The sequence below is a fragment of the Epibacterium sp. MM17-32 genome, from assembly GCF_022348205.1.
GTDB lineage: Bacteria > Pseudomonadota > Alphaproteobacteria > Rhodobacterales > Rhodobacteraceae > Epibacterium.
On sequence record NZ_JAKRFC010000004.1, the window covers coordinates 26,300 to 44,644 of the forward strand.

The 18,345-nt window shown below is 64.1% G+C and carries 16 protein-coding genes; all 16 read right to left on the reverse strand.

Going from position 1 to position 18,345, the window contains the following annotated elements:
- Positions 1-17: 17 nt before the first annotated feature.
- On the reverse strand, positions 18-1,076 hold the full coding sequence (locus MHM88_RS08065) for a hypothetical protein (protein ID WP_239362667.1): 1,059 nt from the start codon (positions 1,074-1,076) through the stop codon (positions 18-20).
- A 16-nt stretch (positions 1,077-1,092) separates the two neighbouring features.
- Positions 1,093-1,473 carry a hypothetical protein gene (locus tag MHM88_RS08070; RefSeq protein ID WP_239362669.1) on the reverse strand — a complete coding sequence of 127 codons (381 nt, stop codon included), beginning with the start codon at positions 1,471-1,473 and terminating at the stop codon, positions 1,093-1,095.
- A gap of 15 nt (positions 1,474-1,488) precedes the next feature.
- Entirely contained in the window at positions 1,489-4,545 is a 3,057-nt protein-coding gene (locus MHM88_RS08075) for a hypothetical protein (protein WP_239362671.1), read from the reverse strand.
- A 326-nt stretch (positions 4,546-4,871) separates the two neighbouring features.
- Complete coding sequence (locus MHM88_RS08080; RefSeq protein WP_239362684.1) at positions 4,872-6,245, reverse strand: aspartate aminotransferase family protein; 1,374 nt, start codon at positions 6,243-6,245, stop codon at positions 4,872-4,874.
- A 62-nt stretch (positions 6,246-6,307) separates the two neighbouring features.
- Positions 6,308-7,783 carry an NAD-dependent succinate-semialdehyde dehydrogenase gene (locus MHM88_RS08085; RefSeq protein WP_239362686.1) on the reverse strand — a complete coding sequence of 492 codons (1,476 nt, stop codon included), beginning with the start codon at positions 7,781-7,783 and terminating at the stop codon, positions 6,308-6,310.
- A gap of 175 nt (positions 7,784-7,958) precedes the next feature.
- Positions 7,959-8,438: an Lrp/AsnC family transcriptional regulator gene (locus MHM88_RS08090; protein WP_239323092.1), complete on the reverse strand. Its 480-nt coding sequence runs from the start codon at positions 8,436-8,438 to the stop codon at positions 7,959-7,961.
- Position 8,439: 1 nt separating this feature from the next.
- Complete coding sequence (gene doeB, locus MHM88_RS08095; protein ID WP_239362697.1) at positions 8,440-9,432, reverse strand: N(2)-acetyl-L-2,4-diaminobutanoate deacetylase DoeB; 993 nt, start codon at positions 9,430-9,432, stop codon at positions 8,440-8,442.
- A gap of 3 nt (positions 9,433-9,435) precedes the next feature.
- On the reverse strand, positions 9,436-10,623 hold the full coding sequence (gene doeA, locus MHM88_RS08100) for an ectoine hydrolase DoeA (protein WP_239323090.1): 1,188 nt from the start codon (positions 10,621-10,623) through the stop codon (positions 9,436-9,438).
- A gap of 19 nt (positions 10,624-10,642) precedes the next feature.
- Entirely contained in the window at positions 10,643-11,632 is a 990-nt protein-coding gene (locus MHM88_RS08105; RefSeq protein ID WP_239362700.1) for a cyclodeaminase, read from the reverse strand.
- Entirely contained in the window at positions 11,625-12,638 is a 1,014-nt protein-coding gene (gene eutB, locus MHM88_RS08110) for a hydroxyectoine utilization dehydratase EutB (protein WP_239362702.1), read from the reverse strand. Before eutB ends, MHM88_RS08105 begins: the two co-directional genes overlap by 8 nt.
- Positions 12,639-12,657: 19 nt before the next feature.
- On the reverse strand, positions 12,658-13,422 hold the full coding sequence (gene eutA / locus MHM88_RS08115) for an ectoine utilization protein EutA (RefSeq protein WP_239362704.1): 765 nt from the start codon (positions 13,420-13,422) through the stop codon (positions 12,658-12,660).
- An 8-nt stretch (positions 13,423-13,430) separates the two neighbouring features.
- A complete protein-coding gene (locus MHM88_RS08120) occupies positions 13,431-13,868 on the reverse strand; it encodes a universal stress protein (RefSeq protein WP_239362706.1) in 438 nt (145 codons plus the stop codon).
- A 12-nt stretch (positions 13,869-13,880) separates the two neighbouring features.
- The gene (locus tag MHM88_RS08125) at positions 13,881-15,167 is read right to left on the reverse strand and encodes a TRAP transporter large permease (RefSeq protein WP_239362708.1); all 1,287 of its coding nucleotides are present in this window, start codon (positions 15,165-15,167) and stop codon (positions 13,881-13,883) included.
- A 10-nt stretch (positions 15,168-15,177) separates the two neighbouring features.
- Complete coding sequence (locus MHM88_RS08130; RefSeq protein WP_239362721.1) at positions 15,178-15,747, reverse strand: TRAP transporter small permease; 570 nt, start codon at positions 15,745-15,747, stop codon at positions 15,178-15,180.
- Between the two features lie 67 nt (positions 15,748-15,814).
- Positions 15,815-16,834: a TRAP transporter substrate-binding protein DctP gene (gene dctP / locus MHM88_RS08135; RefSeq protein ID WP_239323083.1), complete on the reverse strand. Its 1,020-nt coding sequence runs from the start codon at positions 16,832-16,834 to the stop codon at positions 15,815-15,817.
- Positions 16,835-16,931: 97 nt separating this feature from the next.
- The gene (locus MHM88_RS08140) at positions 16,932-18,326 is read right to left on the reverse strand and encodes a PLP-dependent aminotransferase family protein (RefSeq protein ID WP_239362723.1); all 1,395 of its coding nucleotides are present in this window, start codon (positions 18,324-18,326) and stop codon (positions 16,932-16,934) included.
- Positions 18,327-18,345: the final 19 nt, after the last annotated feature.

The following is an 18,345-nucleotide window of genomic DNA, read 5'->3' on the forward strand; positions in this document are numbered from 1 at the left end:
AGCCCCGGCGCCGGACCCTAGGTCTTCAGCTCGCTCTCGATGCGACCCAGCGCCCCGCCCAGGGTTTCGATCAGCGTGAGGCGCACGCCAAAGGGGTTGTTCTCGCAATGGGCCACAACGGGATCGGAGTGCAGGAACGCACGATAGGTCCCGACGGCGGCGCGCAATGCCGTGCGGCTGTCCTCCTGCCGGGATGCCGGCGCGTCCCTGTAGTCATAGAGGGCAGCCATCAATGTTGTGTTCATCGTCCCCCCGGACAGACCCGCCAGCCCCAGGTCCGCAATCCTGTCAAAGGCCGGATGCCTGATCCCCCGCAAGGCCGATTGCAATTGCCCAATCTGCCCGTCGACCGTGTCCTTGGCCGCGATCCAGATGTCCAGCGGCGCGCCGGGGGCCGCAGTGTCGCCAGTCTCGCGCGCGGTCTCAGCGCCATTGCGGTCGAGCGCAGCTGCCAGCTGATCCGCGGCCTTTTGGGCGGTGGCCATATCCCCCGCCTTCAGCTTGCCAACGGCGAGCTGAAGGACCTTTGCCATTTTGGCGCGCTGATCCTCGGGCGCCTCTTTCAGCCGCGCGTTCAACGACACCAGCTGCGCTTTCAGGGTGGCCCCGCCATCCTCCGACGGCGCTGCAGCATCTGCCGTGGCCGTATCCGATGCAGTATGATCCGCCGGCGGGCGCTCCTCTGCGCCGTCGTCATCCGGCAGGCTGTCCTCGTCGATTTCCTGCCCGTCGGGGCCCACCAGCACGGGTTTGAACTTGCCCAGCCCGGCCTTGCGAAACCGCACCCGCAGCTGCCGGATGATCCCCTTGATCGGCTTTTCGCAACTGAGCCGAAGCTGCCCCTCCTCCACGGTAAAGGTTCCGACGCAGACTTTCTTGATCGCCGGGCTGGAGGATTTGAGTTCGGATTTCAACGCCTTCACCGGTTTGCGCAGATGCGGCAGGAACCCGCAGGCCTCCGGCTTGGCCGCCAGACCAAAGGCAAAGGGAAAAGGCCCCCCGCCCGCCTTGCCCTTCTTGATCAGTGATTGAATGACATCGAGATCGAAGCTGGGATCATTGTCGCCCGTCGCCATAGCACCCTCCTCCGGTTCAGCCCTGCCCTTGCCGCGCGGCCCATTCCTCATCCGACATCGGCACGAATTCCAGCGCCGGCCCCGCGCCCGGCTCGCTCAGCATCTCGTCCGGCCACAGATAGTCGAACGCGGCCGTAAACAGCGCCACCAGGTCATCCTCGTCGAACCCGTGCACCTGCCCGGCAAAGGCATCAATGCGCCCGTCCGGGTCGGCGATCAGCGAATCCAGGGATCGCTTGAGCAGGACCTCGTCGCCTGCTTCGCGGGCCTCGCGTATCATCTGGTCCATGTCGGGCTCATAGTTTTCCCAGTCATCGAGGCGATCCGGGTCGGAGGCTGCACGCCCCTCTGTCAGCCAGCTCAGGTAGCGCCGCACCACGTAATAGTTGATCTTCATCTCTCAAACCTCTGACTAGGTTTCATAATCCTGCAACTCCTGGTTCCATTTGTCGACCAACGGGAACAGTTGCATCATCACCCATTTGCCGGGGATGCTGGCCGGTGCCGCACCATGCTCGTTGGTGTAGATGTCGATATAGGCCTTGGGGTCGCCCTTGTGCCTGAAATCCGGCGGCGAGACATGGCCCGCCGGCGGGATCGTCAGCCCGGAGAAATCAATCTCGAACAGCCACAGCGTCTGGCTGCGGGTGATCCCGTCGAGCGCCTCATAGGTTTCGTAGGTATCGCCCTTGCCGATCTTGCCCTTGACCGGGTCCACACCCGGGGCGGGTTTCACCCCCAGATATGCCTTGTCGATCGGCCCTTGATGGTCGATCTCCGCCTTCATCGCCACAACCGCATTCACGTCCGCCGGTACCGAGGTGTCGGAGACCTTGATGGTGTCGCTACTGCCGGGGTGCGATTTCTGCTCCAGCATCGCCGCACCTTCTTCGCGCGCCTGCAACCACGCTTCGAACGTGTCGAATTTCGACGAGGCCCTGGTCGTCGAGGTCTTGCCATCCGGTGCGACCCCGGTGGTCAGTCGCGCCAGCAGCTCCGCATCCGTGACATCGGCGCCATGCCGGTCGATCGAATGGCCCGCGTTTGACCCCACCGCATCTGCGGCCTCGTGCAGCTTGGCGGTTTCCTTGGCAAAACCCTGCCACGATGTCAGCAGCGCCGCATAGGCCTTGGCAGCATCCGCCACCTGCCCCGCAACGGCGAGATCATCTGCCGCCTTCATCACCGCCAGCAGCTTGCTGTCGTCCGTGTGGCCATAGAGTTTCTGCTCCACATCCGGCACGCCGGAAAAGGTCGCTACCGCCCGGTCCAGCGCCTTTTTCAACGACTTGGCGCGTTTGCGATTGGCGACATAGGCGCGCCCGGCCACCAGCGCCTGTCGATGGGTCTCCAGCAGCTCCATCGCCCCCGGGTAATCGTGATCGGTATTCGCCTTGTCTTCGACCGCCGCCATGGCATCGGTCAGGGTCTTCTTGGCCGCGGCCGGTTCCATCCCGGTGGTGATCTTGTCGTGCTGTTTCTTCACGCGCGGATATTGCTGTTGCCACAGGCCGATCTCATGCGCCAATTCGGCCAGCGCAGGGTCCGCCAGCACCTGTTGCAGACGGGTGATCGCCTTTGTCAGATCCTTTTGCACGGTCGCCAGGTCATGCGCCTCTGTCAGCGCCACATCCACCATATCATGGGGGGGCGTTCCCGATGTCTGGCAGTCCCGCACCCCGGTCACCTGCGCCCGGAGCGGCTGATACCGCGCCAGCAGCTGATAATTGGTCAGGGCCGCTGCCGCCTTTGTCCTGGCCTTGGCATAGTCGTTTTTGCCGGCCTCGGCGATGGCGTCATCCAGGAACCCATAGGCATTCGATGCATCCTGCATCGCCCGCGCCGCACGCGCATCCGTCATCAGCGGCATCCAGACCTCGATCGCATCCAGTTTCGGCTCAAGCGCATCCAGCCCGGTATTGGCCGCATCAAGGTCACCGGGAATATCACCCTCCACACCGGACACCAGTCCGTTGGCATAGCTGTGCGCCGCGCTAAAGGCGCTGGTGTCGATGCCTTCGACCCGTTTCTTGACCGCCGCCAGCCGCGCCAGCGTGGCCGCACGCTTGCGCTCTGTGCCCGACACCCCGGTCAAGGCCGCCTTTGCCGCCGCGTGATCGCCGCTGCCGTCCGAGTTCAGTTTCGACTTCGCCGCGTCCACCGCCTGCCGCAAGGGATCGGAACTGCCCAGAGACGATGTCAGCGGATAGATCTTGCGCCATTCGACAGCGACCGGATGCAGCTTGTCGATCTTGTCCTGCAAATCCTCCAGCAGCGTTTTTGCCGCGGCCCAGTCCTTGTCGCAGATGCCTTTCTTGCGCGCCGCCGCCAGATCCGCATCCATCGCGCCCGCGCCCCGGATCTTGGAGCCTTTGATGAACAGGCGTTTGTCATCATAATTCGCCATGAAACTGTCGTAGGCGGCGGCGAAACTCCCGCAGCCGCTGACGTTTGCGCCATCACCGGACACCGCAGAATGGGTTTCGAACTTCGCCAGTTCCGCCCGCGCGCCGCTGAAATCAAGCGCGGCCGATTTCTGCGCCGCGGATTTGGCCAGGGCGATCCAGGCCGCATGGGCGGGGCTGCGGTTGTCGCGATCCGGGTCGGGCGCGTGCACGGAGAGATACAGTTCGACCTTGAGCGACTTGCTCTCATATTCCGCCGCATAGGCACGCGCGTCGCCTTCCTTGTCCATGACCGCCTTCAAGGCGGCCCGCAACGACGTGATCTCCGACGCTGTTTTGGCCGCATGCAGTGCCTTGTCCGCCGCCGTGATCGCATCGGTGACGGCCTTGTAGTAGCCTCGGTCGACGACCTTGGCCATCGCGTCACGCGCGCTGCGTGCGGCGGTGATCTGATCCTGCGCCTGCCCGCGCGGTCCCACCATCGCCAAGGCAGCCGTCACCGCCTTTTCAAGCTTGGCCAGGGCGGGCTCGACCGGCTCCAGCTTGGACAGGTCGGTCGCCCCGGCAATCACCCGTGACAGCGCGCTGCGGCTTTTGGCAAAGGCGCGTGCCTCGGTGTCTGTCACCTCGGTCGAAAAGGGAATGGCCTTCAGCCGGTCCGACAGCTCAACTTTCTTTGCCTCAAGCGCACGCTGTGCAATATCCTGTTTCGCCTGATCCACCCGATTGACCACCGCGACGAACAACTGCTTGGCCTGCGTCAGATCCTCGCTCCCGGCATGGGTGTCGAGGTGATCCAGCAAATCGGCAAAGAGCTGGTCGATCGCCGCTTCCTCCTGCGCGGATGCCCCCGGCGGCACGACCGTTTTGATGGGGCGCGGATCCATGCGCGCGCGCATCTTCTGCATCGCGGTCTCTGAGGTGGCCTCGGTGCTTTCGGCGCCGGACCCCAGCTTGCCCCCGGTGTGGTCCCAGACCCAGCCGGACAGGTCATACATGGTGCGTGCCCAGGCGATGGCGCTGGCCTTTATCCCGGTCTCCTGCGGATCATCAGTATTGCTCATCTGGTCCCCCTGCTGCGGTCCCTACTCTGACCCCGATTCCGTCCGACCGCGACTGCGGCGCGCCCGGGTGAACAGGAACGTCCGTTCCAAATCTGCTCTGGTCTCAAGCTTGGATACATCCCCTCTATCACAACCATGACACGAAGGACCCTGTCGCGCAGAATGTGCAAGGGTGGCGGATTTTTGCGGCTGTGTTGCGATAGAGCCGGTGTGAACCTGCGACGTATCCCTGACCAGCCAGCCCCGAAGAGCTCCGCTCAAATGCAATCCCCCGGCTGGCATCGGCCAACCGGGGGACAGTGCATTCTTGCAGGACGGGCGTGATCTCAGCCGAGCACGGATTTCACCGCGCGCACAGTGCCCTCGACCACCTGATCGGCCTCGGCGCGGGTCAGGCAGAAGGGCGGCGCAAAGCCCAGGATATCGCCCTGCGGCATGGCGCGCGCGATGATCTTGTCCTGCTCCAGCAGTTTGGCCGAAACCTGCGGGCCGATCTTGTCGGCGGCGTCAAAGAAGGTGCGGCTGTCGCGGTCCTTCACGAATTCCACCGCGCAGAGCATGCCCTCGCCACGCACATCGCCCACATTAGCATGTTCGCCCAGCGCCTCTGCCATGGTGGCGTTGAGGTAAGCCCCCACCTCGCCGGCATTGCTGACAAGGTTCAGCTCGTCGATGAGTTTCAGGTTGGCCACACCCGCCGCCGCCCCGATGGGGTGCGCGGAGTAGGTCCAGCCGTGGCCGATGGGGCCGTTTTCATCGGTGCCCTGCTCCAGCACCTTCCAGACCTTGTCGCTGACGATGGAACCGGAAAGCGGCGCATAGGCGGAGGTCAGACCCTTGGCAATGGTGATGATGTCGGGCTCCAGACCGTAGTGATCCGAGCCGAACATGGTGCCAAGACGACCAAAGCCGGTGACAACCTCATCCGCAACCAGCAGAATGTCGTGTTTTTTCAGGACTGTCTGGATCGCCTCCCAATAGCCTGCGGGCGGCGGCACGATGCCCCCGGTGCCCAAAATCGGCTCACCGATGAAGGCGGCGATGGTGTCGGCGCCTTCGCGTTCAATCAGAGCCTCCAACTCGGCCACGCAATGGGCCACGAACTGCTCTTCGGTCTGGTTCAGATCCTCGCGGCGGAAATAGTAAGGCGCTTCGGTGTGGATCACCTGTTCGACGGGCAGGTCGAATTTCTTGTGGAACAGCTCAAGCCCGGTCAGGGAGCCGGTGACCAGCCCGGAGCCGTGATAGCCGCGCCAGCGCGAGATGATTTTCTTCTTTTCGGGGCGGCCAAGGATGTTGTTGTAATACCAGATCAGTTTGACGTTGGTTTCATTGGCGTCGGAGCCGCCAAGGCCGAAGTAGACCTTCGACATATTCTTGGGCGCGCGATCCAGGATCATCTTGGCCAGCGTGATCGACGCCTCGGTGCCGTGGCCCACGTAAGAATGATAATAGGCCAGCTCGCGCGCCTGATCGGCGATCGCCTCGGCAATGTCCTGACGGCCATAGCCGACGTTGACGCAGTAAAGCCCGGCAAACGCATCCAACAGCTTGTTGCCGTCGCGGTCCTCGATAAAGACGCCGGAGGCGGTCTTGATCACCCGGTTTGCGCTCTCACCGCGCGCGTGCTGCGCCAGATGGGTCGAGGGGTGAAAGAAGTTGTCGCGGTCCCATTGGTCCAGTTGATCGTTCTTCAGCATTTCGTGTCCTTCCTATTTCCGTGCTCCACCCGCGGGGCGGAAAATCTCGTATCAGTCGAGGGTTACGCCCAGTCGCGGCAGACGTATTTGACCTCGGTAAACTCTTCCATGCCCAGCCGTGCGCCCTCGCGCCCCATGCCGGACTGTTTGGTGCCGCCAAAGGGGATCGGCGCGCCGGTGACCTTGGTGCGGTTGACCGCCACCATGCCAAACTGCAACGCGCGGCTGAGGCGATAGATCCGGCGCGGGTCATGGCTGTGCACATAGGCAACGAGGCCATATTCGCTGTCATTGGCACGCTGGATCACCTCATCCTCGGTGTCAAACGGCGTGATCGGCGCGACCGGGCCAAAGGTCTCTTCGTGCAGGATGGCCGCATCTGCGGGCACATCGGTCAGAACGGTGGGTTCATAAAACAGCGGCCCCAGCGCGTGGCGTTTGCCACCACAGGCGAGGGTTGCTCCCTTTTCCAACGCGTCGGCCACGTGTTGTTCCTGTTTTTGCACCGCTTTTTCGTTCATCAGGGGGCCGATGTCGGGATCGTCCATTCCCCGGCCCACGGTCAGCGCCTGCGTCGCCGCGACAAAGCGGGTGCAGAACTCGTCATAGATGGCGCGTTCGACAAAGATGCGGTTGGCCCCGAGGCAATCCTGCCCGGAGGTGGCGAATTTCGCCTTGATGGTCTCGGCCACCGCGCGGTCGAGGTCAGAGTTCTTGAACACGATGACCGGCGCATGTCCGCCCAGTTCCATCACCAGCCGTTTGACCGTCTCGGCGGACTGACGATAAAGCAGCTTGCCCACCTCGGTGGAGCCGGTGAACGACAGGGCCCGCACCCGGGTGTCGCGTGTCCAGGGCTCGACAACGGTGGCGGCCTTGCCGGTCACCACGTTGAACACCCCGGGCGGGAACCCGGCGCGCTCTGCCAGCTCCGCCAGCGCCAGCGCGCTGAACGGCGTCTCTCCCGACGGGTGCGCCACCACGGTACAGCCCGCCGCAAGCGCCGCCGCCGCTTTGCGGGTCAGCATCGCCGCCGGAAAGTTCCAAGGCGTGATCAGCGCCGCAACGCCCACCGGCTCGCGCCAGAGTTCGACCTCGGCATCGGGCAGATGGCTGGTCACGCCTTCGATATTGGGCCGCTTTGCCTCTTCGGCATAAAACTCGACAAAGGCCGCGCCATAGTCGATTTCGCCCAGCGCTTCGGACAGGGGTTTGCCCTGCTCCAGCACCATGATCCGCGCCAGATCCTGCTTGTGGGCGATTTGCAGGTCAAACCAACGGCGCAGAATGGCAGAGCGATCCTGCGGCAGCATCGCCGCCCAATCCGCAAAGGCCGCCTGCGCGGCATCCACGGCGGCAGAGGAATCTTCGGCGGTGAGGCTGGCGACGTGACCCAGCTCGGCCCCATTTGCGGGATCCAGAACCGGGAAGCTTTCCCCATTCGACGCCGCGCACCATTTGCCATTTACGTAGGAAAAAGAACGCACAAGCGCCTTGTCCATAATGTCCGAACGTGCCGAGAGAGCGGTCTCAGTCATCACAATCCTCCTTTGACTTGCAGAGGATTCTGCCTGAACCCGACAGAAGATGTGGCTGAAGTTCGCGCAGCTGACAGAGGAAAGCCCTGCGCAGAGCGACGGTCAGAGGACACGTCATCGGGCGTGCCAGTGCCCCGCAACCGGGCGCCGCAGCAGCGGGGGAAACGCGCCGGGGCTACTCTCCTTGCAGGAGCAGTTGCAACGGCGGCGCGCTCTGGCCCTTGACCGGTTTGGTCACCACATAGGTGAAATAGCGGCTCAACCCGATCCGGGCATCCAGCATCGCGTCGATCAGGCGCTGATAGGCGTCGATGTCGCGGGTGACGATCTGCAACAGATAGTCGAACCCGCCCCCCAGGGCCCAGCAGGCCACGACTTCCTCGTAGCGCTGCATGGCGATTTCGAAGGACTGAAAGCTCGGCGCGGTGTGATCGGCCAGCTCCACCGCGACGAACACCGTCACATGTGGGGCGAGCTTTTTCAGGTTCAGACGCGCGCCATAGCCTTCGATCAGCCCGGCCTGCTCCAGTTTCTTCAGCCGGTCCCAGCAGGGCGTCGGCGACAGGCCGATCCGGTCCGCCAGGGCCGCCTTGGTGATGCGCCCCTCGGTGGACAGGACGCGCAGGATTTCCAGATCACGTTGGTCCAGTTGCATGTCAGCGCTCGACCACGCCCACCACCACGGCGCAATCGCCGGATTTGATGAGACCGGGGAAATGGCGACTGATCAACACACCGTCCCGGCGTGCATGATACTCCTCCGGCGGCTGGCCGGTGCGATCCAGCGGCCAGACCCGGGCGACCAGTTCGCCTTTGGTCACCGGCTCGCCCAGATCCTTCATCACCTCGAACAAACCGTCGCCCTCGCTGAACACAAAGCACTCATCGTCCGGCATCGACAGCGCCACGGTGGGGTCGATCTGCATCTCGCCGTGCAGGATGCCGCTGTGGATCAGCACGTTGCGCAGGCCTTTCTTGGCAATGGCGTTGCTGCGGGCGGTGGACATGCCGCCCCCGCCCAGCTCCGTGGTGACGAGCACCTTGCCCATCTCCTCCACCGCGGTGTCATACATGCCGACGCTGTCGATCTCGCGCATCTGCACCGAATAGGGCGCGTTGAAAGCCTGCATGGCGGAAAAACAGGCCGCTTCGGTCGCCTTGTCGTCGAGGATATGCGCGGCGGCAAAGGGCACGAAATCCAGCGTCTTGCCGCCAGAGTGGAAATCCACCGCCAGATCCGCCATCGGCAACAGCGTGCGCTGGAAATAGTCGGCGATCTTTTCGGTCACGGTGCCGTCGGGACGGCCGGGAAAGGCCCGGTTGAGGTTGCCCCGGTCGATCGGCGAGGTCCGCGTTGCGGCGCGAAAGGCCGGATAGTTGAAATAGGGCACGATAATGAGCCGCCCGGTGACATCCTCGGCGCGGGTCAGGCTGGCCAGTTCCTGCAGGGCCACCGGACCTTCGTATTCGTCGCCGTGGTTGGCGCCGGTCAGCAGCGCGGTCTTGCCTGCGCCGTTGCGGATCACCGTCAGCGGGATCATCACCGATCCCCAGGCGCTGTCATCGCGGCTGTAGGGCAGCTTGAGAAAGCCGTGATGCACCCCGTCCTCGTCAAACGGAATTGTCGCGCTTATCGGGTTCGCTTTCATCTCTCAGTCCTTAATCAACATCTTACGCGGCACATTGGCCAGGCACTCGGGTCCGTTGTGACCGATGCGAATGCTCTCGGTGATTTCAAAGCCCCAGTCCTTTGTCCACAATCCGGTCATGAAGTGAAAGGTCATGTTCTCTTTCAATTCACTCCGGTCGCCGGGACGCAGGGACATGGTGCGCTCGCCCCAGTCCGGCGGGTAGCTGACACCGATCGGATAACCGGTGCGGCTGTTTTTCTCGATCCCATGGGTTCGCAACACCCCAAAAAAGGCATTGGCGATATCCTCGCAGGTATTGCCGACCTTGGCCTGTTCCAGCCCGGCGGCCATGCCCTCCAGCACCGCTTTCTCGACATCCAGGAACGCCGGCGTCGGCTTGCCCAGGAACACGGTGCGCGACAGGGGGCAATGGTAGCGTTTCACCACACCTGCGATCTCAAAGAAAGTCCCTTCGTTCGGGCGCATGGGCTCATCATCCCAGGTCAGATGCGGCGCGGCGGCATCGGCGCCCGACGGCAGCAGCGGCACGATCGCCGGGTAATCGCCCCCGAAACCGGTCTCCGCGTCATAGCGCAGGGCGGCATCATAGATGTCGGCCACAAGGTCGCTCTTGCGCAGGCCCGGTTCGACCTTGTCAAAGATGCGCTGGTGCATGCGTTCGACGATGCGACCGGCCTGCCGCATATAGGTCAGTTCGGCGTCGGATTTGATCGCGCGCTGCCAGTTCACCAGCCCGTTGGCATCGCCGAAGTTTGCGTTGGGCAGGTGCTTCTGCAAGGATCCGTAGGCGGCGGCGGTGAACCAGTAGTTGTCCATCTCGACGCCGATATTGCCACCATCCATGCCCCGGTCCGCCAGCTGCGCCGAGAGGTAATCCATCGGATGGCAGACGCTGGACTGCACGTAGTGGTCCGGGTAGCCGATGATCTGGCTCTCTCCCATGAAGCAGGTGCGCAGGGCGCCATTGCCGTCCTGTTCCCGGCCAAACCAGAACGGCGGATCCTCCAGCGGCAGCACCACGCATTGGTGCACGTAGAAAGACCAGCCGTCATAGCCGGTCAGCCAGTTCATGTTCGAGGGATCGGTCACGATCAACAGATCCAGACCGTTGCGGACCATTTCCGCGCGCGTCCGGTCGATCCGCTGCTGGAATTCAGCGCGGGAGAAATGCAGCTTGGGCTCTGCCATTGAGGTATGTCCTGATTGATCAGCTGGTGATGAGGGTTCCGGCCCCGACCGCTGCGGCGCGGGTTCCGGCGAGGGTTGCGATGGCGGTGTCCTGCACGCCGGTGCCGGTCAGGTCACAGACCGTGATGTCCTGATCCGAGCCCCGCCCCGGACGGGTGCCGGCGATGACCTGCCCCAGTTCCGGATAGATCTGGGGATCGGTGACCGTGCCGGCGGCCAGCGCCGGGCGCAATTCGCCCTGGGCGATGGATTGCGCCAGCCGGTCACAGACAAACACCGTGGCCGCCGGGATCACATCCGGCGCCAGTTCGCTCTTGTAATCCGCATCCGATCCCATCGCCGTGACGTGCTGTCCCGGGCGCAGCATCGCGGCAGAGATCAACGGCGTGGTGGAGGGCGTGGTGGAGACCACAACATCCGCCTGCGCCATGACCTCGGCAATGCTGCCGGTGGTGACCTCGATCCCGAGACGCGCGGCACAGTCCCGCGCGCAGGCCACAGCCCGATCCGCATTCCGGCCCCAGATCACCGCCCGCTTGATGTCCCGCACCAGGCAGAGCGCCTCCAGTTGCAGCCGCGCCTGAAGCCCGCTGCCCAGAATGCCGGCCACCCTGCTGTCGGCGCGCGACAGATGCCGGGCGGCAACGGCCCCGGCGGCGGCGGTGCGCACATCGGTCAGATAGCCATTGTCCAGCAGCACCGCCCGCACAATGCCGGTTTTGGCACCAAACAACACCATCAGCCCGTTCAGGCTGGGCAGCCCCAGCTTGGGATTGTCAAAGAACCCCGGGCTCATCTTGATGGCAAACCCCTCCAGCCCCGGCACATAGGCGGTTTTGACGTCCACCTCGCCATTGTGCTCCGGCACGTGAAAGCTGAGGATCGGCGGCATCTGCACCTCCCGCGTTGCCAACAGGTGAAAGGCCTCCTCGACGCAGGCCACCGCATCGTGATCCAGCTGGATCGCGGCGCGCAGATCGGTTTCGGTCAGGATCTTGATATCAGGCATCCGCGCCTCCTTTGGTCCGGGTGAGCGCCGCCACATCCACGTCCTCGCCGTCGATGATCCGCTTGTGCAGCGCCATGTCGATGTTCTGGCCGGAAATCAGCGCCACGCAGCGCCCCGGGGTGTCAATCTTGCCCGCCAGCAGCGCGGCGATGCCGACACTGCCGGAGCCTTCGATCACCTGGCGCTCCGCGACATAGGCGTGCCGGATGGCCGCCGCGATTTCCGCTTCGGTGACCAGCACCACCGCGTCGACCAGCCGCCGTGTCATCTCGAAGGTATAGGCATTGTCGAGCCCGATGCCGCCACCGAGACTGTCGGCGAGGGTCTCCTGCTCTTCGACCTGCACCGGTTTGCCGGCCGCAAGGCTGGCGTGCATGGCAGCGCCGCGCTCCATCGACACGCCGATGATGCGGATTGCGGGATTGACGGCCTTCATCACCATCGCGACGCCGGAAATCAGCCCCCCGCCCGACAGCGGCACCAGCACGCTGTCCAGATCCGGCGCTTGCGCGATCAGCTCCAGCGCCAGGGTGCTCTGCCCGGCGATGATATCGCGGTGGTCAAAGGGCGGCAGCATGGTCATGCCCTCGGCCACCAGCCGGTCGACCTCCAGCTGCGCATCGTCCTGCGAGCGGCCGATGATCCGCACCTCGGCGCCCTGCGCCCGGATGCCGTCGACCTTGTTCTGCGGCACCAGCTGCGACATGCAGATGATGCAGCGCACCCCGGCGCGCGCCGCCGCATAGGCCAGCCCGCGCCCGTGGTTGCCGGTGGAAACCCCGACCACGCCCGCCGCCTTTTGCGCATCGCTCAGCGACAGCACCGCATTGGTGGCACCGCGCAGCTTGAAACTGCCGGTGATCTGCAACTGCTCCAGCTTGAGCGCGATCCGGCCGCCGGTCAGGGCGCTGAGGGCGTCAGACTCCACCAGCGGCGTCTGACGAATGCCGCCGGCAATGCGCGCCCGGGCGGCGAAACTGTCCTGAAGTGTGGGAAATGATGTCATGGCAGATGTCTTGTCTTGTTCAGAGGGTGAAAAGTTGGCCATAGCCCGGCACGGGCTGCCGCGCGCCTGTCAGGCGCAGGGAGCGCCAGATCATGGCCTGATTGGAACTGACCACCGGCTTGCCCAGCGCCGCCTCGATCCGCGCGATGCAGGGCAGCGCCCGCAGCGCCGTACAGGACAGAAACAGCGCCTCCGCTGCCGGATCATCCGCCGCCAGCGCCGCCTCGATGATGCTGGCCTCGGAGATCCGCGCCATTTCGCGATCATCCTCCAGCCCCAGCGCAGTGGCGCGCAGCACATCCGGGCCGTGCTGGGCAAAATACTGCGCCAGATCCTCCGTCACCGGCAGGCTGTTGGGCGCCAGCAGCGCGATCCTGCGCACCCCCAATGCGGCAAAGGCGTCAAACGCGGCGCTGCTGGGGGTCACGCAGGGGGTGTCGGGCTTGGCCGCGTGCAGGTGATCGGTCACCGCCGCGTTGCCCAGCACGATGGAGGCCGCAGTACAGCCATAGGCCAGCACATCGACCGGCTCTCCCGGCAGGATCTGCGCCGCCGCCTCGGTCAGCCGCGGCCCGGTGCGCAACAGGCTGTCGCGCGTGGTCGGGTTCTCGAAGGCAATGCGATTGGTATAGACGCCGACCTCTGCCGGGTCGCAGATGCGGGCAAAATCGCGCTCCGAGGTGTGATCCGTGGCCAGCACCACCAGGGCAATGCGGCGCCGCACCGGGCGTTCCTCCAGTCGCATCGAAACGCCGGAGGGGGTGACATGAATATCAAGCGGCATGGCTGTTCCTAGACAATGAGGACCGGCATTTCGGCAAAGCTGGTCACCTTGTGGGAAATGCTGCCCAGCAACACCCCCTCCAGCGATCCCAGCCCTCGGCTGCCGATGACGATCAGGTCGTTTTTATGATCCCGGGCAAATCCGGTGATGGTGCGGGCGACCGGACCGCCCTTGACGAAGCCCCGCAGCCGGGTAACCCCGGCCTCGCGCGCCAGGGTCTTGCCCCGCTCCGCCACCTCGCGGGCATGCGCGCGCATCATCGCGTCCAGGTCGTCCGGCGCTTCGGCCTGCACCACATGCATCGAGGCCTCAAGCAGCGAATGATGCCGGTAGACCGTCAGCAGGGTCAGCTCCGCATCGCACAGCAGCGACAGCTCCGCCGCCTTGGCCAGCGCCCCTTCGGCGCCCTGAGAGCCGTCGAAGGGAACCAGTATGGATTTGAACATTGCACGCGCCTCCTATTTGCCAAAGGCCAGGTCGCGCAGGAACAGCGCAATCTGCGGGAAGAAGACCAGCGCCACCGCAACCCCCATCAGCATCAGGATGAAGGGGGGCGTGCCGCGCACCACCTCCACATAGGGCCTGCGGAACACGGCGATGGCAGTGAAGATATCGCACCCGAACGGCGGCGTCGCCGACCCGATGGCCACCTGAAGCGTGATGATCGTCCCCACCAGCACCGGGTCGATCCCGGCAGAGGCCACCACGGGGGCAAAGACCGGCACCAGCACCAGGATCACCACGATCGGATCCACGAACATGCAGCCGATGAAAAAGGCGATGGAGATCACGAACAAGATGCCGATCTCGCCCATCTCCGCCACGCCCACGGCGCCAAGGATCTGCTGCGGCACCTGCGCAAAGGAGATCACCCAGGAAAAGGCGCTGCCCGCCGCCACCAGGATAAAGACGATCGCCGTGATCAACCCGGTGGATTTGGCGGTGTCATAGACCCCGCGCAGCGACATCGAGCGGAACACGAGGACCTCCAGGATCAGCGCATAGAGCACGCAGGCCGCCGCCGCCTCGGTCGGGCTGAAGATGCCGCCGTAGATGCCGCCGATGATGATGACCGGAAACCCCATCGGCCAGAGCGCCGCACGCATCGTGCTCAGGCGCTGCTGCCAGCTCGCCTTGGGCTCCGTCGGCACGTTGTTGCGCACCGCGTAGATGTAGCAGTAGACCGAGAACAAGAGCAGGATCAGCAGCCCCGGCCCGATGCCGGCGATGAACAACTCGGCGATCGAGGTGCTCGACACCACACCGTAGATGATCATGCCGATCGAGGGCGGGATCAGAAAGGCGATGTCGCTGGCGTTGACGATCAGCGCCAGCACGAAACTGTCCTTGTAGCCCGCCTGCAGCATCCGCGGCCGCAGCGGCGATCCGATCGCCACCACCGTCGCCTGGGTCGACCCCGACACCGCGCCGAACATGGTGCAGGCCGCCGCCGTCGAAATCGCCAGCCCGCCGCGCAGATGCCCGACATAGGCCATGACCACATTGATCAGCCGCCCGGCGGACTGGCCCCGGGTCATGATGTCGGCGGCAAAGATGAACATCGGAACCGCGATCAGCGAGGCGGGACGAATACCCGCCACCATCTGCTGCACCATGGTCTCGGTGCGGGCGAGATCGCCGAACAGCATCACAAAGCCGACAAAGGCTCCCGCGATCAGCGGGATCATCATCGGAAAGCCCAGCAACAGCAGGACAATCATGGTCAGGAATATCGTTGCAGCCATGGCCGTGCCCTCAGATTTCGAGTTCTTCTTCGTCGCGTGCGTACCCATCCTGGACATGGGTGGAGAGATAGATATTTGCGGAGCTCATGTTGCGCAGCGCCGTCAGCAGGTACTGCACGCCGGTCATGAAAAACCCTGCCGGCACCCAGACGAGGATGATCCAGACCGGAATGCGCAGGGCGGGCAGCACCCGCCCCCGACCGGCCTGCGCGGCGATGTATTTCACCGCATAATAGCACAGCAGGAACATGAACGCGGCGGTGACCAGAGCGATGACGACCGCCAGCACCTTGCGCAGCCCCACGGGCAGCACGTCATAGATGGCCGACATCCGGATATGGCGCGCATGGCGGGCCGCATAGCTGATCCCGGCAAAGGTGATCAGGATGATCAGCACCCGGTTCAGCTCTTCCGAGAAGAAGATCGACTGCCCCAGCAGGTAGCGCCCGACCACATTGGCCACCGTATTTGCCGCCATCAGCAGCACCCCGACCGCCAACAGGACCGACTCTGCCCTGCTGATGGCGCGATCCAGAAGCCCCAGCCCGCCCGGCAGGACCACCTCATTCGGATTGTTCATGTGAAACTCCCCGCGGTGTCACGGACCGGGCACACTGACCCGGTCCGCTTCCGCACGATGTCCTGCCTCAGTTGGCGGTCGCGGCCAGATCGGCCTTCAGCTGCTCCAGAATGGCGGCACCACTGTCGCCGGTCATCTCGACAAACTTCGCCTCGACCTCTGCGGCGGCGTCCTTGAAACAGCTGCGCTGCGCCTCATCGAGCACGGTGACAACCATCTCCGGCTTGGCCTCCATGATCTTGGCCAGCTCGGTTTCGGCCGCCTGCTGCTGGTAGACCACCGTGTGGTCATAGGCAGCTTTGGCCGCCGCCTGCACCAGCGCCTGATCCTCGGCGCTGAGACCGTCGTAGAAGTCCTTGTTCGCCATCACCGCGGTGGTGAAATTGTTGTGCCCCGCATAGGTGATGTAGTCGGTGACCTCGTAGATCTTGGTCGAATAGAGGAAGAAGGTCGGGTTCTCCTGGCCCTGGATCACATTGGTCTGCAACCCGCCATAGACCTCGCCCCAGGGCAGCGGCGTCGGCGTCGCGCCAAAGGCCTTGTAGCTCTCCACCAGCAGCGGGTTGGTCATCACCCGGAACTTGACCTCATCCAGGTCAGCGCAGGTGGTGACCGGCGTCTTGGTGGTCATCGCCACCTCGCCCTCGGGGAACATGTTCAGCAACTCCAGCCCCTGCTCGGCATAGAGCGGCTTGAACATCTCGTTGATCGCCTTGCTCTCGCTGTAGAACCGGGCCAGGTGATCCTGATCGGTGGGCAGCAGATAGGGCACAAAGAACACCTGCGCCTCGGGGATCAAAGAGCCGGTGAAGCCCGGCGACTGGTCCACGAATTGCAGGATACCGTCCTGCGTCTGCTCCATGATGTCGGCGGATTCGCCCAGCGTGCCATAGGGGAACAGCTGGATTTCGTGATCCGAGTTCGCCTCGATCTCTGCCTTGAACTTTTGCGCATAGACGCCCTGCACATCGGTCATCGCCTCTTCGAACGCATACCGCCAGGTGTCGGCCTGCGCCGGCGCGACAGCCCCCAGCGCAAGCCCTGCGACAACCGCAGCGCCCAAGGTGAATGTAACGGATTGAGCCATTGTTTCCTCCCAAGTCTCACCGGCGTCCACGCGCCGTTGCGCCAGACTTGAGAGGAATTGTCCTGCATGTCAATTTTTTTATTGTCGCGCAACAATATCAGTAGGCCAGTTGCATGACCCCTTCTGGCGGGCGTTTCAACATGCCGGCGATCAGCCCCATCGCCTGCTGAAAGCGCTCCGGGTCCTGAATACTGCCCAATGACAGGCGCACCGCGTTCTGTGGCGGCGTCTTCGGGGCCAGGAACGGCGCATCCGGCGCGACCGCCACCTGCAACTGGCGCGCGTAGGAAATAAAGGTGCCCGTGGTCCAGCCTTCGGTCAGCGGCAACCACAAATGCGGCGCCGACGGCGTGCCGCGCCACTGCCAGCCCTGCAATTCGCGCGCCGCGATCTCGAATCGCTCCATCAGGGTGCGCTGTTGCCACTGCGCCAGCTCCGCCGCGGTGCCGTCCAGCACCCAGCGGGTGGCCAGCTCACACATCAGCGGCGTCGCCATCCAGCCGAACACGACAATGCGCCCGGTCAGGGCCGGTGCCAGATGCTCCGGCGCCGCCATATACCCGGCCCGCAGCCCCGAAACGGTGCATTTGCTAAAGGTGGTGAGATAGATCGTGCGCTCCGGCGCAAGCATCGCAACCGGCACTTGCCGATCGGCCACGACGGGGCCGAAGGCGTCGTTTTCGATGATATGAAGATCGTGGCGCCGCGCCACATCGACCAGATCCCGGCGCCGCTGCTCGGGCATCATCTCGGCGGTGGGGCTGGCCAGGGACGGCAGCAAAAACAGAACCTTGGCGGATTTCTCCCGACAATATCGATCCAGCGCATCCGGCAGGATGCCCTCCGCATCCACCTCCAGACCGGCCAGATTCAGCCCCAGATAGGAACAGCCCGACACCAAGAGGTGATGGGTGATCTGACTGGACACGACCGTATCCCCCGGACGCGTCAGAGCCGACAGCGCCGCGGACATGCCGTGGCTGACGCCATTGGTCATGATGATGCGCTCGGCAGAGGTCTCCAGCCCGCAGCCCTGCAACCATTTCACCCCGGCGGCGCGATGCGCGTCATGGCCGACATTGGGGCGGCAGGAGAGGTAATAGCTCGGGTCCAGCCCCTCAGGCAGATCGCGCAGCGCCTGCTGGAACCGGTCCGCATGTTGCTGCGAAAACACCGGCCGCAGAATCGACAGGTCGAACCCCTGTCCCTTCTCCGAGCTCAGCTGGAACGGCTGACCGTCGTGTTCGTCGGGATCCAGCACATAGCTGCCGCGCCCCACCTGACCGTCGATGAGCTTCTGGCGCCGCAGGCTGTCATAGGCCTTGCTGATGGTGTGCACGCTCAACCCCAGCTCCTCTGCCATCTTGCGATGGGTCGGAAGCTGGGTCCCCTTTGGCAGGCGACCGTCAGAGATCGCCTTGGCGATCATCTTGGCCAGGCTGGCATGCAGGGGCGGGGTCAGGGTTGCGGGATCAGGATACCATATTGTCATGCGACATTCCTAACCTGCC

Excerpts from the sequence above, each read along its gene's own strand:
- MHM88_RS08085 (WP_239362686.1), bottom strand. The coding sequence starts at position 7,783 with ATGACTGAGACCGCTCTCTCGGCACGTTCGGACATTATGGACAAGGCG.
- eutA (WP_239362704.1), bottom strand. The coding sequence starts at position 13,422 with ATGCCGCTTGATATTCATGTCACCCCCTCCGGCGTTTCGATGCGACTG.
- MHM88_RS08125 (WP_239362708.1), bottom strand. The coding sequence starts at position 15,167 with ATGGCTGCAACGATATTCCTGACCATGATTGTCCTGCTGTTGCTGGGC.
- MHM88_RS08080 (WP_239362684.1), bottom strand. The coding sequence starts at position 6,245 with ATGCTGAAGAACGATCAACTGGACCAATGGGACCGCGACAACTTCTTT.
- MHM88_RS08065 (WP_239362667.1), bottom strand. The coding sequence starts at position 1,076 with ATGGCGACGGGCGACAATGATCCCAGCTTCGATCTCGATGTCATTCAA.
- MHM88_RS08130 (WP_239362721.1), bottom strand. The coding sequence starts at position 15,747 with ATGAACAATCCGAATGAGGTGGTCCTGCCGGGCGGGCTGGGGCTTCTG.
- MHM88_RS08105 (WP_239362700.1), bottom strand. The coding sequence starts at position 11,632 with ATGCCTGATATCAAGATCCTGACCGAAACCGATCTGCGCGCCGCGATC.
- doeA (WP_239323090.1), bottom strand. The coding sequence starts at position 10,623 with ATGGCAGAGCCCAAGCTGCATTTCTCCCGCGCTGAATTCCAGCAGCGG.
- MHM88_RS08090 (WP_239323092.1), bottom strand. The coding sequence starts at position 8,438 with ATGCAACTGGACCAACGTGATCTGGAAATCCTGCGCGTCCTGTCCACC.
- MHM88_RS08120 (WP_239362706.1), bottom strand. The coding sequence starts at position 13,868 with ATGTTCAAATCCATACTGGTTCCCTTCGACGGCTCTCAGGGCGCCGAA.
- MHM88_RS08075 (WP_239362671.1), bottom strand. The coding sequence starts at position 4,545 with ATGAGCAATACTGATGATCCGCAGGAGACCGGGATAAAGGCCAGCGCC.
- eutB (WP_239362702.1), bottom strand. The coding sequence starts at position 12,638 with ATGACATCATTTCCCACACTTCAGGACAGTTTCGCCGCCCGGGCGCGC.
- MHM88_RS08070 (WP_239362669.1), bottom strand. The coding sequence starts at position 1,473 with ATGAAGATCAACTATTACGTGGTGCGGCGCTACCTGAGCTGGCTGACA.
- MHM88_RS08140 (WP_239362723.1), bottom strand. The coding sequence starts at position 18,326 with ATGACAATATGGTATCCTGATCCCGCAACCCTGACCCCGCCCCTGCAT.
- dctP (WP_239323083.1), bottom strand. The coding sequence starts at position 16,834 with ATGGCTCAATCCGTTACATTCACCTTGGGCGCTGCGGTTGTCGCAGGG.
- doeB (WP_239362697.1), bottom strand. The coding sequence starts at position 9,432 with ATGAAAGCGAACCCGATAAGCGCGACAATTCCGTTTGACGAGGACGGG.